Source organism: Streptosporangium sp. NPDC000095 (assembly GCF_042899335.1).
In the GTDB taxonomy this organism is placed as follows: Bacteria; Actinomycetota; Actinomycetes; order Streptosporangiales; family Streptosporangiaceae; genus Streptosporangium.
Window position 1 is genome coordinate 178999 of the sequence record NZ_JBIAZS010000015.1, and the last position, 14213, is coordinate 193211.

The 14213-nt window shown below is 71.7% G+C and carries 11 protein-coding genes; 6 read left to right on the plus strand and 5 right to left on the minus strand.

The window, feature by feature from the left end; translation table 11 throughout:
- Nucleotides 1-126: 126 nt before the first annotated feature.
- From ACFY3V_RS29715 to ACFY3V_RS29735, 5 genes are read right to left on the minus strand one after another with little or no spacing between them, the layout of a single operon-like run.
- A complete protein-coding gene (locus ACFY3V_RS29715; protein ID WP_350949250.1) occupies nucleotides 127-723 on the minus strand; it encodes a DUF1349 domain-containing protein in 597 nt (198 codons plus the stop codon).
- The gene (locus tag ACFY3V_RS29720) at nucleotides 720-1838 is read right to left on the minus strand and encodes a Gfo/Idh/MocA family oxidoreductase (RefSeq protein ID WP_362896928.1); all 1119 of its coding nucleotides are present in this window, start codon (nucleotides 1836-1838) and stop codon (nucleotides 720-722) included. The genes ACFY3V_RS29715 and ACFY3V_RS29720 overlap by 4 nt, the downstream gene beginning before the upstream one ends.
- Nucleotides 1820-2830 carry a zinc-binding dehydrogenase gene (locus ACFY3V_RS29725; RefSeq protein WP_362896929.1) on the minus strand — a complete coding sequence of 337 codons (1011 nt, stop codon included), beginning with the start codon at nucleotides 2828-2830 and terminating at the stop codon, nucleotides 1820-1822. Before ACFY3V_RS29725 ends, ACFY3V_RS29720 begins: the two co-directional genes overlap by 19 nt.
- Nucleotide 2831: 1 nt before the next feature.
- The gene (locus ACFY3V_RS29730; protein ID WP_389778115.1) at nucleotides 2832-4931 is read right to left on the minus strand and encodes a N,N-dimethylformamidase beta subunit family domain-containing protein; all 2100 of its coding nucleotides are present in this window, start codon (nucleotides 4929-4931) and stop codon (nucleotides 2832-2834) included.
- Nucleotides 4928-6121 carry a galactosyltransferase-related protein gene (locus ACFY3V_RS29735; RefSeq protein WP_389778117.1) on the minus strand — a complete coding sequence of 398 codons (1194 nt, stop codon included), beginning with the start codon at nucleotides 6119-6121 and terminating at the stop codon, nucleotides 4928-4930. The genes ACFY3V_RS29730 and ACFY3V_RS29735 overlap by 4 nt, the downstream gene beginning before the upstream one ends.
- A 302-nt stretch (nucleotides 6122-6423) precedes the next feature.
- Between ACFY3V_RS29735 and ACFY3V_RS29740 the strand changes: the two genes are divergently transcribed.
- From ACFY3V_RS29740 to ACFY3V_RS29765, 6 genes are read left to right on the plus strand one after another with little or no spacing between them, the layout of a single operon-like run.
- On the plus strand, nucleotides 6424-7617 hold the full coding sequence (locus ACFY3V_RS29740) for a radical SAM protein (RefSeq protein WP_362896932.1): 1194 nt from the start codon (nucleotides 6424-6426) through the stop codon (nucleotides 7615-7617).
- A 15-nt stretch (nucleotides 7618-7632) separates the two neighbouring features.
- Complete coding sequence (locus ACFY3V_RS29745; RefSeq protein WP_362896933.1) at nucleotides 7633-9723, plus strand: DegT/DnrJ/EryC1/StrS family aminotransferase; 2091 nt, start codon at nucleotides 7633-7635, stop codon at nucleotides 9721-9723.
- On the plus strand, nucleotides 9720-10913 hold the full coding sequence (locus ACFY3V_RS29750) for a hypothetical protein (protein WP_389778120.1): 1194 nt from the start codon (nucleotides 9720-9722) through the stop codon (nucleotides 10911-10913). The genes ACFY3V_RS29745 and ACFY3V_RS29750 overlap by 4 nt, the downstream gene beginning before the upstream one ends.
- Before the next feature lie 44 nt (nucleotides 10914-10957).
- Nucleotides 10958-12034: a hypothetical protein gene (locus ACFY3V_RS29755; RefSeq protein WP_389778122.1), complete on the plus strand. Its 1077-nt coding sequence runs from the start codon at nucleotides 10958-10960 to the stop codon at nucleotides 12032-12034.
- Complete coding sequence (locus ACFY3V_RS29760; RefSeq protein WP_362896936.1) at nucleotides 12034-12903, plus strand: phytanoyl-CoA dioxygenase family protein; 870 nt, start codon at nucleotides 12034-12036, stop codon at nucleotides 12901-12903. Before ACFY3V_RS29755 ends, ACFY3V_RS29760 begins: the two co-directional genes overlap by 1 nt.
- The gene (locus ACFY3V_RS29765; protein ID WP_362896937.1) at nucleotides 12890-14197 is read left to right on the plus strand and encodes an MFS transporter; all 1308 of its coding nucleotides are present in this window, start codon (nucleotides 12890-12892) and stop codon (nucleotides 14195-14197) included. Before ACFY3V_RS29760 ends, ACFY3V_RS29765 begins: the two co-directional genes overlap by 14 nt.
- The last annotated feature ends 16 nt before the right edge of the window (nucleotides 14198-14213 follow it).

Genomic DNA, 14213 nt, shown 5'->3' on the forward strand with positions numbered 1-14213 from the left:
TGTCCGCCCGGCCAACCCCGCATCCTGCCTCAGCCCCGACGGCTCGTCATCCGGGCAGGTCGGCGCGATTTTTCAAGGGTTGCCCACATCAGGGCAACCCTTGAACCCTCATCCGGGAAAGGCGGATCACTCACCGCCGCGCAGGTCGGCCAGACGCTTGGGCGAGTACTCGATGTCCTCGAAGCGTACGGTGCAGCCGTCGCCGGTGGGGCTCTGCGCGAGGAAACCGACCTCCGGGTCACCGTCGAGCGCGAAGTATCTGATGAGGTTCCAGAAACCGGACTCGTCGGCGACGTGGAAGGCGAAGGCGGAGCCGATGCGGGAGATCCGCAGCCGGATGTCCCGGCCGTCCATGGTCACGGAGTTGCAGTCGTCGGACACTCCGCGGGTAACCACCGAGACGATCGTGGGCTTGCCCTGCGGGGAGAGTTCGAGGCAGAACTTGGCCCACCGGTCGTCGTCGGCGTACAGCAGCAGGACGGCCGCGTCGTAGGTGGACAGCAGGTCGAGCCTGACCCGCGCACTGAGGGTGAAGTCGCCGTCCAGGCGGCCGACGAGGGCGGGGGCGTTGGCGTAGCGGTTCGGCTCTCCGGGGTCGGAGAAGAGGTCGGTGCCCGCCCCCGCGACGATGGAGAGCGCGTCGCCGTCCGCGCTCCAGTCCTCGGGCCGGTTCAGCCAGCGCAGCGGCGTGGGGAAGGCGGGCAGGGAGACGGTTTCGCTCACGGGTGTTCCTCCAGAGGGGTTGCGATCGCGTAGACGGTCGCGATGAGACGGTCGACGGTGTCGGCGTCGCGGACGGTGCAGACCGGATCGGTCCCGTTCCTGACGCTACGGGCGAAGTCGGCCATGAGGGGGAGATGCGGGTTCTGCGGCGGGGGAAGGAACTCGTCGACGGCGACCCCGTCGACGATCCCGCGCACGGTCCCCGAGTCGAGGGGGTCGAGTTCCAGGTGACCACCGTCGAAGAACAGGCGCAGCCGGTCGTGGCGGGCACCGGGCCTCCACGCCGCCTCCAGGCCGGCCGTGGTCCCCGACGGCCAGGCCAGTTCCATCCGGGCGAGGCGCTCGGCGCCCAGGTCGAAGGGCCGCCCGGTCCACGCGGCGGTCACGACCGGCTCTCCCAGCAGCCAGCAGAGCAGGTCCAGACGGTGACTGCCCACATCGGCGAGTACTCCCCCGCCGGAGAGCGCGGGGTCGGTGCGCCAGAGCCTGGGATCGTCGGGGCCCGGGTCGAAAGGGCTGGAGAACTCCACGATCGCGCGGTGTACGGCACGCCCGCGCAGGATCTCGCGCACCCACCCGAGCGCGGGCGCGAGCCGGCGGTAGTAGGCGACGCCCGCGTGGGCGCCGGCCAGTTCGGACACCATCTCACGGTGGTGGGCGATCCCCGGGTGGGTCCAGGCCGGGACATATGGCGATCCGCGCCGGCGGGTGTCCCTCGCGCGAGCCGGGGCCGGCTCGGACGCCGCTCCGTGTCGGCGGTCGATTCCCACGTGGGCCGCGGCCGGCTCGGGCGCCGCCCCGCCGAGCGGTTTCTCCACCAGGACCGGCAGTCCCGCACGCGCCGCCGCGATCGCGAGCGGCAGATGGGCCGCGACCGGTGTGGCGACGTAGACGACCTCCGCCACGTCGAGCAGTTCGGTGTAGTCGGACGTGCCGAAGGCGCCGGACCCGCCGGGAGAGGTTCCGAACTCCTCACAGATCGCCTGGGCCCGCGTGGCGTCCCTGCCCCACACGCAGGTGACGGTCTCCCCCAGGGAGAGCAGGGCGGGAAGGGCCTTCCTGCGGACGATGTCGCCGTATCCGGCGATCCCCCATCTCAGCCCTGGCCGGGACATATGGCGATCTTCAGGGTTTGCGGGGGCGGGGTCTGGAACGGCGCCGCGCTTCCCGCCGGATGAAGGGTGGGACTCTCGGAGAGGCGGTCGAGGGCGTCCTGAAGCCGTTCCAGTGGGTAGGCGGCGCTGAGGATCGCGTCGAGACGCAGTTCCTTGGTGAACGTGGCGGCGAGCCGCTCGGCCACGCGCATCGCCTCGGCCCTCGCGGTGTCGGTCGGCTCGGCGGAGCTGTGTACCCGCAATCCCTTCTTCTCCCACTTGACCATGTCGAAGGTGACGTGGGTGTCGATGTGGTGGGTGCCGAGGAAGACGACGAGACCGTTCTGCCGGACCAGGTCGACGCAGGCGTTGGCGGTGTGCGGGGTGCCGACCGCCTCGATGGCGACGTCGAACTCCCCTCCCAGCTCCTCCGGTACGGCCTGCGGTGACTTCACCAGCGAGGTCCGGTCCGCGCCGAGGAGCACCGAGCGCTCCAGACGCCAGGGGTCCAGGTCGGCGACGGCGATCTCGGCCGCGCCGCGCAACCGTGCGACCCGCAGGGCCATCAGCCCGACCGGCCCCTGCCCCACGATGGCCACCCGATCGCCCAGTCGTACCCCTCGGGTCGCGTGCACGGCCAGGGGCAGCAGTTGCAGGATCGCCCCCTGCTCGAAGGGCACGTCGTCGGGAAGGACGCCCACGCTCACCTCCCTCGCCGCCGCGTACTCGGCGAAACCCGAGGTGAGCGGGGTGCGGACGAACACCCGCCGCCCCGGCTCGACGCGGGTCACCCGCTCCCCCACGGCCTCGACGGTGCCGGCGACCTCGTGGCCGAAGCAGCCGGTCGCGCAGTGATCGCGCAGGCCGAAGTAGTGATAGTAGGCCAGGTCGCTGCGGTTGCAGACGGTGCAGGCTCCCACCCGGACGAGCACGTCGCCCGGCCCGATGGGCGGGACCGGCGCGTCGCCGTCCAGGCGGATGCGATGTCGGCCGACGAGTTCGATCCGGCGCACGTCACTCCTCGTTGTTTCCGGTTTGCGGATGTCCCGTGATCGCTTCGCCTGCCAAGGGCCGTGGACGTCCCAGGGCTGCATCGCCCGCCAGGGGCCGTGGACGTCCCGGACCCGTATCGCCCGCCACGGGAGGTGGAGGTCCCGTGAACGCGCCACCGACGAGTTCGCGCCAGAACAGGTCGCCGCCCGGCGTGGCGCCGACGAGCCTGCCGGTCGTGCCGGTGAGCGTGACCAGCCCGGGCGTAGTGCCCAAAAACGCCCACTCGTCATCCCGTGTCCTGACCCGCAGTTCCCCGTCGTGGGTCAGCCCGATCAGCCGTCCCCCCACGTGGGCGAGCGCGGCGAGCCTCGGCCCGTCGCCCGCACGGGTCCACGGCCGCGACCGCCCCGCGGCGAGCGGGCGCTGCCACAGTTCGCCTCCGGCACCGGCGGCGAACATGGTCTGGTCGACGGGGGCGATCCCGACCGCCTCCGGCGGGGCGTCGTACAGGTCCTGCCATGGAGCCCGCTCGGTCACCGGCTCGCGGACGACGACGCGCCCTTCGGAGTGCAGGCCGTACAACAGGACGGGTGAGCCCGGTGTCGCCTCTCTCGGCGCGGTCAGGGCCACCAGACCGGGCGCGGGCTCGATCCGCCGCCATCTCAGGTTCTGGGTGCGGTACGGCCTCACCCAGAGATCACCGTCGGTGCGGACGGCGAAGAGACGGTGCTCGCAGGCGGCGAGCGCGAGCGCGGCGGCCCCGTGCCCCATCGGCTCCCACCAGCCGGGATCACCGGCGAGCCTGGCGAGCACGTTGCGGGTGACGCGGTCGAGCACCGGGTCGTCGAGGGCGTCGCCCCAGCCGATCGTGGCCGCGTTGAAGACGGTGCCCGCCCCACGGCGCATGATGCCCATGGTGGCGTGGCCGCCCTGGCCCAGGTGCCGCCAGTGGCGCAGGTCGGCGGTGGCCAGGATGGCGAAGTCGGCGGGAGTGCCGTCGGCGCCGGTCGCCAGCGGGACGCCGTCGACCTCGACGTACTCGGCGGCGTCGGTCTCGTACCCGACCGCGCCCCTGCCGAAGGTGTCGCCGTCGCGCAGTCCCGTGCCCTCGAACACCCAGTGCTCGGCGAAGCGCACCGTGTACGACTCGGACTTCATCGCGTCCATGTCCTCCCAGCAGCCCGCGCCGCGCCGGAAGCTCACGCCGGTCAGGCTGTTCTCCGGCCGGCCCACGGGCGAACCCGACCACTCCACGGTGACCAGGCTCGGATCGGTCGCGGCCATCGGGTCGAGCAGGGCGTCGCGGTGGCACACCATGGTGCGGCCTTCGTCCTCCAGCCGGATCTGCCACCAGCACGTGTTGCCGGCGAAGAAGGCGATGTTGCCTCCGGAGGCCACGAAGGACTCCGCGGCGTCGCGCATCTCCCGGGTCCAGTACTCGTCGTGCCCGGGGATCAGGAGCAGGCGGCGGCCGCGCAGCAGCGTGTCCGGATCCTCGTGCAGGTCCAGGTTGGAGCAGTAGTCGGCCCGGACGCCGTTACGGCTCAGCCACCGGTAGAAGTTGTCCTCCCAGTTGCCCGCGGGTCCGCCGCCCGGCCGGTCGAAGGTGACCCGGCCGGCTCGCTCCGGGCTCTCCGTGGGATACAGGCCCTCTCCCGGGACTCCGGCCCTGTTGTACGCCTGCCAGGTGAGGAAGGGCACCGACACCAGGACCGCCCCGGCGGATTCCGGTTCGCGGGCCAGGACGACGAAGTAGGTCTCGTCGTCCCCGCTCTCGTCGCTCCCGCCGGCCCGGGCCTCGCCCTCCCGGGTCCCGTCGTCCTCCTCGCCGAGGGTGAACCGCACGGCGTAGAGGGAGCTGGGCCAGCTCTCGGGGACCCGCAGGGTCCACCAGGGCCCGGAGGCGTCCAGCTCGGCCCTGACCTCGCCGGTCACGGCGTCACGAACCCGGGCACGGCAGCCGGCCGCGCCGTGCCCGCCGCCTGCCGCCGTCTCGCCGGCGGCGACAGCGCCGGGCATCGGGTCCTCGGTCGTCGGATCGTCGGGCAGGAGACGAAAGCGCAGCGCTCCGCCCTGCGGCACCGAGGTGCGCGCCGCGTAGGCGCGAACGGCCACGGTCATGCCCTGGGACCTCGCAGGTCGCCGTATCCGCCGGCGACGCTCCAGCTCAGCGGGGTGATGTGGGCGTTGAACGGCACCCCGTCCAGGGTCATCTCCGGACGCGGGTGGGCCAGGTGCAGCAACGGGTCGTCGAACCGGGTGAACCCTCCCGCCAGGCTCAGCCGCGCCACGACGTCGTCGTCCTCGCCGCCCCAGCCCTGGTATCGCTCGTCGAACCCGCCGATCGCGTCGAAGGTCGTCCTTCTCGCCCAGAGGCAGGCGCCCGGTGGTTCCTTCAGCACCAGCGCGCGTACGGCGTCGAGCGGCACGTCGGCCTCGCCGCGCTCGCAGCGCCGGCGGACGGCGGCGGCGGAGGATTCGGGATCGAGGCAGAACATGCGGCGGTAGGGCAGGAAGGCCGAGAGTTCGGGCTCGCTCGCCATGCGGTCCAGGTTCCGGCTCAGGAACCGGCGGTCGGCCAGGATGTCGGTGTCCAGCACGCAGATCAGCTCGGGCTCGCCGGGGGTGTCGCGAACCCCGACGTTGACCGCCCAGGACTTGTTGAAGTGCCCGTCGTGTCGCGCGAACACGTAGTGGTCCACCAGTGGTTCGACGGTGTCACGCCAGATGGGCGCCGAGTCGGACTCGACCACGGTGACGCTCACCCGGCCGTCGTGACCGTCCTGGTCGCGCAGGGCGGCCAGGCAGGCCAGCAGGTTGCGGGTGCGGGCACCGCCGACGCGGTCCCTGAAGGGGATGACGACCACCGTCCGCACCCCCGATGCCCCCGGTGTCCCCAGCGTTCTCGGCCGTGACCAGGCCGAGGCGTCGGCCACCGACACCTCGGCGGCGGAGCGGTCGGCCGACGCGCCGTTGTGGTAGTCCACCAGCACGCGCGCGTCGGCCGCGACGACCAGCTCCCCGAGGCTCGCACGGTCGGCGGGTGAGCGGTCCAGCAGGGGAAGGAGCGCGTTCACCAGCGCGGTCTCCAGCTCGCCGTCCCCGGGGCAGGCGGCGAAGCGGCGCAGGTCCTCCGCCGCGGGCTCTCCGGCCACGAAGTGGGCGAGAGCGGCGGCCACCGCCTTGTAGTGCGGGCCGCTGATCTCCCACCAGTCGGCGGCGACCATGGGAACCGACGGGTCGTTGGCGAGGAAGGCATAGGCGGCCAGCCTGGACCCGAGTGTCCGTGTGTCCGGGAAGGAACCTGGCATTTGGGGTGACGCTATTGGGGTTTCTGTCATGCCGTTTCCCTCCACCTGCACGAACTCCCTCCGGCCGCGCGAATGTCGGACCCCGACGTACCGTATCGTGTCCGAAAATGCCCCACAAGAGGACTTGACCCATTTAGGAGCGTCATTTAGGATCCCGATTTGGGAGCGCTCCCATAGTCCGAATGTCACGATCCCAACCCTAAATCGACCTACTTCAACACGTATCCGAACGACGTTGCCAGCACGCCGAATTTGGCACAAGGACCGGGTTGATCAAATCCTCCTGGTCGATTGGGGATGAAATGTCGAACGAGAGTTACCGGTCGGCGAGACCCACCAACGGGGAGGGCCTGGCGGAGGTCGAACTCGACCAGGCACACGCTCCCGACAAGGTCATGGCTCACGAGGACCTGCTGAGGAAGTTCGTCAATGGGGAGAGCTTCCGGCCCGTCCATATGCGCATCGGCATCATGGGTGCCTGTAATATGCGCTGCAATTTCTGCAACTTCCACTCGCCGAACGAGGAGAATTTCTACGATCTGTTCTCCTTCAAGGACGCGATTCCCACCGACAAGAGCGTCAGGCTCATGCGGGAATTCGCCGAGTCCGGCGGCCGGGCCGTCACATTCTGTGGCAGCGGCGAATGCACCATTCACAAGGGCTATACGGAGATCTGTGATTCCGGGCATGCGGCCGGGCTGCGCATCGGCCTCATCACCAATGGCTCCCGCCTGCACAGGGACGACATCGCCGACTGCGTGGTGAACACCCACACCTGGGTGCGCATCGGCCTCAACGCCGGCACCGAGGCCACCTTCAACGAGATCACCCGGGACCGCGAGCAGACGTTCAAGTCCTTCCTCGGCTCCGTCCGCAGGTTGCGCGACAACGCCGTCGACCCCGAGTTCCGCATCGGGTTCAACTTCGTAATCACTATGCAGAACTACCGGGAGATCACGCAGGCCGCCCTGATAGCGCGCGACTCCGGAGCCCACTACGTACGGTTCGAGCCGGAGTTCTACAGTTCGATGGGCCACGAGACGATCGAGCAGGTCATGGCGGAGGTCTCCGCCTCGCTCGACGAGGTCTCCGCGCTGTCGTCGGAGGAGTTCGAGGTCTCCGTGCCCAAGCTCGACCGGGGACCGATGGACCAGGTGGAGTCCGTCGAGGGCGACTTCGACCACTGCCACTACAGCCGCTTCGTCACGGCCGTCGGAGCGGACGGCCATCTCTACCCCTGCCCCCAGGTCCACCTGAACAGCCGCTACCGCATCGGCAACGTGCTCCAGGACGGTTACCTGAACGTCCTTGAGGGCGGCCCCAGAGCCGAGTGGGAGTCGAGCAACCCGCTCAGGACCGACCTGTGCAAATCCTGTTTCTACCGGCCGCAGAACGAGCTGCTCGAATGGCTGCGCAAGGGGCGGATCAAGCTGGACGACGCACTGAACACCTACCGCGTCGAGGTTCCGCACACGCTCCACGCCGACTTCGTCTGAGATCCGGGGTTCGCGTTGACGTCGATCGACCGGTTCCACCATCTCGGCCATTCTCCGGTCGATTCCGCCCCCGGCTCCCCCACGTCCGACCCCGCCCTCGCCGCCGCCCGCAACGGCCAGGTGCGCAGGGTGGTGGCCCGGCTGGCCGCCACCCGGCAGGTGCGCCTTCGGGTGCGCTCCACCCGCAGGCAGGAGGGCGGGGAGCCGCGGGTGGACCACTACCTCTTCGAGCACGAGGACCGCCGGGAGCTGCGCGCGGTCATGCTGGCCCCGCCGGGCCCGGGGCCGTGGCCGGCCGTGCTGGTCTGCCCGGGGCGCAACGCGACCCTGGAACGGGTCACCGGGCTCCTGCCTCCCGACCATCCCGGGCGCGACGTCGCCGCGCACCTGACCCGGGCCGGTTTCCTCACCCTCACCCTCGACCACGGTCTCGACCGCTGGGCCGAGCCCGCCACACTGGGCGGGCGCGATCCCGGCGACGTGCTGGACGGCACGCTGCGGCTGCGCGGCGGGAGCCTCCTCGGGGCGATGGCGGAGGACGCGGGAGCCGCGCTCGACTGGCTCGGCGCGCATCCGGACGTGGCACCCGGGCGGATCGGCCTGTTCGGGCACAGCATGGGCGCGGCCGTGGCGCTGCACGCCGCGCTGCTGCGCCAGGAGCCGCTCCCGCTGTGCGCCGCCAGCCACCTGGGCACGTACGAGACGATGATCGGCCGGTCGCTGGCCTGGAACCAGTACGTCGCCCTGCCGTCGATCCTGCGTCACGCCGACCTCCCCGACCTGTACGCGGCGCTCGCCCCCGCTCCCCTGCAGGTCCAGTACGGCACGGCCGACGGACGCCTCGATCCCGGCGACGCCAAGACCGCCGGCGAACGGATCGTGAGCGCCCACCCCTCGGCCGAGATCCTGCCGCTGCCCATGGGCCACGGCACCGGCCTGGCCGAGGCGGCGGACTTCTTCACCCGGTCCCTGGCCGAGCCCGTCACCGACACGCCGGACGTGCCCGCGGCCAGGATCGGGTTCGACGTCCGGGCCCGCCTGGACATCCTGGACCTCGTCGACGACGCCCTCGCCTCCGGGTCCCTCACGCTCGGAACGCGCGGCACCCGGCTGGAGGCGCTCGCGACCGGGGAGATCGGGCGTGGCACGGCGGCGGTGAGCTCGGGCTCCTCCGCCCTGGAGATCGCGCTACGGATCGTCGGGGTCGAGGGACGCACCGTCCTGGTCCCGGCCAACACCTTCTTCGCGACCGCGGCGAGTGCCGTCCGCGCCGGCGCCCGGGTCGACTTCGTCGACATGGAGCCGGACGGTCTCGGCATGGACCCCGACGGGCTGCGCGCCGCCCTCGCCGCCCACGAGGACGTGGCCGCGGTCGTTCCCGTGCACATCGCCGGGGTCGTCCCCGACTCGCTGGCCGAGGTGCTGGCCGAGTGCGACAGGCAGGGGATCGCCGTCGTCGAGGACGCCGCCCACGCCCTCGGCTCCTCGCTGCACGGACGCCGGGCGGGCACCTTCGGCCGGTTGGCCGCCTTCTCCCTGTACCCCACCAAGATCATCACCAGTGGCGAGGGCGGCCTGCTCAGCGCGGACGAGAACGACCTGAGGCGCGTCATGCACCTGCGCGACCACGGCAAGCGCTCCTTCGAGGAGAACCTCCACGACGATCTCGGCAGCAACTGGCGGATGAGCGAACTGCACGCGGCGGTGGGCCTCACCCATCTGGCCCGGCTGGCCGAGGTGCTGGCCGAGCGTACGGAACTGGCCGCCCGGTACGACGACGGCCTGGCCGGCGTGCCCGCACTGAAGCGCCCCGCCGTACCCGCGGGGTGCGCGACGAACCACTACAAGTATCTCGCCCTGCTGCCCGAAGGCGTCGACCGCGCGGCGCTCAAGCGGCACCTCCGCGCCGAGGGGGTACGGCTCGCGGGCGAGGTGTACGACGTCCCGCTCCATCGCCAGCCCTACTTCGCCCGGCGCTTCGCGAACCGGTCCTTCCCGAACGCCGAGGCGTTCACCTCCCGCCACATCTGCCTGCCGCTCTTTCCCGGCATGACGCGAGCCCAGCAGGAGCGGGTCGTCCACGCGCTACGGGACGCGCTGTCGTGACCGGCGAGGCGGTCCTGCCGTTGCTGCGCGCGGGACGGTGGTACCGGTCGATGGACACCGTGCCCGTCCCCGGAGGGCCGTCGCTCTCCCTCGCCCCGGAGATCCTCGTCCGCGACGACGGCGCGCGCCTGCGGGCGCGTCGTGCCGCGACGACCGTTCCCCCCTTCGCCCGGCGCCTGGAGATGCTCCGCGAGGCCGTCGCGCTGTTCGGGCACGGCCGCGTACCCGTCGAGTCCCTCGGCGTCCAGGACGCCGGGGGGTTCGACGAGGCGATGCGCGCCACGGCGGGGCTCCCCTCCGTTCTCGTGCGCCGCTGGTCGGCGATGCTCGGCGAGCGGCTGGAGGAGCTCGTGGCGGACGTGCGCGAGACCGGCGGGCTCACCCTGGTCTCCCTGCCCGCCAACACCTTCACCTGCCTGGAGGGAGTGCTCGAGGCGGCGCTGTCGGGCGCGGCGGTCTGGGTCCGCCCCAGCAGGCGCGAGCCGCTGTCGTCGGCCCGCCTGATCGGTGCCCTGCTGAGCGTGGGCTGGCCGCCGGAGACGCTGGGCTACTACCCGAGCGCGCCCCGGGTCCTGCCCGCGCTGATCCGGGCGACCGACAGGCAGGTCGTCTACGGCGGCGACGGCCTGGCCGCGGAACCGGCGATGGACACGCCGTCCCTCGATCTGCGCGGCCCCGGGCGGGCCTGCGTGATCGTGGGCGCGCGGGAGCCGGTGGATCCCACCGAGCTCGCCTTCCGGATCGCGCGGGACGCGGGCCGGTTCTGCACCTGCGTGTCCACGGTGGTCTGCCTGCGGACGGCCGGGGAAGATGCCGTCGAGCGCGGCAGCGCGGTCGCGGCGGTGCTCGACGGCATCTCCCTCGACCCGCCCGACCCGCGCCTGCCGCAGGCGTCGTGGCCCGAGGCCGACGCCGCGCGCATGGCCGCGTTCGTCTCCGACCGGCTCGCCCCCGGCGGGCGCGTCCTCACCCGGCGGCCGCTCCTGGTCAGGTCGGGCGGGACGACGTTCCTCGCGCCCACCCTCGTCCACGTCGACGACGTCGGCCATCCACTCGTCGGCTGCGAGCTGCCCTTCCCCTTCGCCGTCGTCGTCTCCGCGGACGAGGCGGGAGCGCGTGACGTCGCCGCCGGGTCCCGCTTCGTACACCCGGTCTGCTTCGCGGCCGTTCCCCAAGGAGTGTCGTCCTGAACCCGAGCAGTCATCACCTCCCGGTCGGCTCCCTGCTGGACGCCATGCGAGAACAGATCCCCGCCATGCGCGAGTCCCTCGACGAGTGGACGGCGCGCATGATGAGCTGGCACTTCAGCGAGGAGACCGGCTCACCGTTCTGGCTGGCGCGCAGGAGCCGCCTGCCCTTCGACCCGATCCGCGACGTCACCGACTACGCCTCCCTGCGCCTGTTCGGCCTGTTCGACAAGACCGACCTGCGGGGGGTGAGCGCGCGCGACCTCGTGCCCAGGGGCTTCGCGGGGCGGCCGTTCCGCGTCGTGGAGACCGGCGGGACGTCCGGGCCGCCGTACCGGGTCGTCGATGTGACCCGCGCCGTCTACGACGTGAAGATGTACCGCGTCATGCTGGAGGCCCGCGGCCTGCTCGGCGGCGACATCCTGGCCATGACGCCCAGCGGCCCGCACGCCTACGGGCATTTCGTCAAGCTGCTCGGCGACAGCTGGGGGGCGGCGGTCTTCTCCGTGGACTTCGACCCACGCTGGGTGAAACACCTGCTTCGCGCCTCCAACGACGGCACCGGCGACGGCGCCGACGCCTACGTCGAGCACCTCGTCGCGCAGACGGCGGACCTCCTGCGGGACGAGCGGGTCAGCCTGCTCTTCACCACCGCCAAACTGCTCCTGTCGCTCGCCCCCGCACTGGACAAGCCCTTCGCCGAGTACGGCGTCCGCGCGGTGTGCACCGGCGGCACCTCCTGCTCCCCCGAGGAGGCGCGCTATCTGCGCGAGGAGTATCTGGACGGGGTCCAGTGGATCGACACCTACGGAAACACCCTCGTCGGGCACGCCCTCCAGGGTGACGCCCCCTCCCCCGAGGAGCCGCACAGCTACCATCTGCCGCCGCCCTTCGCGGTCATGCACGTCGTCCGGCCCGACGACGTCTGGCAGGAGGCCGCCACCGGTGAGCGGGGCCGGATCAGGGCGGTGACCCTCCTGGAGGATCTCTTCCTGCCCAACCTGCTGGAGCGGGACAGCGCCGTCTCCGCTCCGCCGCATCCCTGGTTTCCGTGGCCGGGGGTCGCGCGAGTGGGGCCCTACGAGGCGGAGGACGCCGACCAGATCACCGAGGGGGTCTACTGATGCCAGGAGACAGGCGGGCCGTCTCCTCCAACGGCGTGCCCATCCCGTTCACCGACGAGTTGTTCGCCCCGCTCGCCGACAGCAGCGCGCTGCTCGGCGATCCCGAGGCGCTCAGGCGGCGGTTCCACGACGACGGTCTGTTGCTGCTGCGGGGGTTCCTCGACCGCGAGGCGGTCCTCTCCCTGCGGGCGGCGTACCTGTCGGCGTTTCCCGAAGGTCTGCTCAAGCCGGGGACCACCCCCGAGGAGGGCGTCTTCTCGGGCCGCCCGCCGGAGGGGCTGCCCTCCCACGGGGTGAGGGACCACCCCGCCTACGACTTCGTGCGTACCGAGCGGTTCGCCTCGTTCGCCCGGCAACCGGCCCTGACGGAGCTCGCCTCGACCCTGCTCGGTGGCCCCGTCCGGCTGCTGCCCCGGGGCATCCTGCGCCACTTCTACGCGGGCTCGCTGCGGGCCTCCCGCGCCCACACCGATCACGCGTACATGTCCCAGGGCAGCGACCGCGTCCTGACGATGTGGATACCCGTCGGCGACTGCCCGATGGAGACCGGGGGCCTGGTCTACCTGGAGGGCTCGCACCGGGAGTCCGCGGAGCGGTTCGACCCGGCGCGGCTTCGAACCGATCGGGCCCACGACTCCCGGCCGATCAGCCACGACCTCCAGACGACGGCCCGCGTCGTCGACCGGCGATGGCTGTGGAGCGACTACGAGGCGGGCGACCTGACCGTGCACAACCCGTACGTGGTGCACGCCTCCCTCGACACCGTGACCGACGTCATGCGTGTCTCGGCCGACGTGCGGTTCATCCGCGAGGAGGACGAAGTGGACCCCAGGTGGATGAAGGAGTGGGCCGGCGATGACGGCGCCTGAGAACATGACCGAACCCGCCTCCGGAGGACGGCCTCCCAACGAGCCGCCCGGGGTGGACTCTCCCGCCGGTGAGCCGCCGGGGACGCCTCCCGAAGCGGTGATGTCGCGGGCCGCGGGCCTGACCCGCCTCGCCGCGATGTCGGCGTTCCTGATCGTGGGGATCTCCTACGCCAGCTTCCTGATCAGGGTCCCCTCGCTGAAGGTGGAGCACGGCCTCTCCGCCGGGCAGCTCGGTCTCCTGCTCGTCGTCCCCTCCGTCTCGGCCCTGATCGCCATGCAGCTCGCCGGTGGCCTGGTGGCCCGGTACGGCAGCGCGCCGATCGCCCGGGTGACCGGGGTGGCGCTGCCGCTCTCCCTGGTCGGCCTCGCGCTGGCCTCCGATCCGATCCAGCTCGCCGTCGCACTGGTGATCTTCGGTCTGATCGACGGGCTTCTCGACGTCTCCATGAACGCCCACGCCATCGCGGTCGAGCGCGCTCACAAACGGTCCGTCATGAACCGCTGCCACGCCGCCTGGAGCATCGGCGCGATGATCGCCTCCGTGCTGGGCGGCCTCGCCATCCAGGCCGGCCTCACCCCCATGTCGCACTTCCTGTGGCTGGGCGTGGCCGTGGCCCTCTTCTCGCTGGTCACCGGGCTGTGGATGCTGCCGGCCTCGGCCGACCGGCACACGAGCCGGGAGGGCGAGAAGAAGGTCCGGGTGAAGTGGCGGGACGGGTGGACCCCGCGGGTGCTGATGTTCGGCGCGATGGGCGCCGTCATCCTGATCCTGGAGGGCGCGGTCGGTAACTGGAGCGGTGTCTTCCTCCTGGAGGATCGCGGCGCCACCCTCGCCGTCGCCTCGCTGGGATACACGTTCTTCAACCTGTGCCAGACCGCGGGCCGCCTCGTCGGTGACCGCCTCCACGAGCGGTACGGCGCGCCCGCCCTGGTCAGGGTGAGCGGTGGCATCGCCCTCTGCGGCCTGCTGATGGTCGTGCTCAGCCCGGGGATCGTCGTCGCGATCGCGGGTTTCGCGGTGGTGGGGATCGGTCTCTCGGTCCTGCTCCCCCTCATCTTCAGCGCGGTGGGGCACGGCGGCGCGGAGGGCCTCGGGGCGGCCGCGGCACTGGCCAGGTTCACCACGCTGACCTACTCGGGACTGCTGCTGGGCCCCGTCCTGGTCGGCTGGTTCGCCGAGTTCGTGGGCCTGGCCGCGACCTTCGCCGGGTTGCTCGTCCTACTGGCGCTGGTGGTGCTCAACGCCAGGTCCACGGGCACGGCGGATCGCAGGGAGAGCCCGCAGGAGGCGTAGCAGGCGACGAGACGGG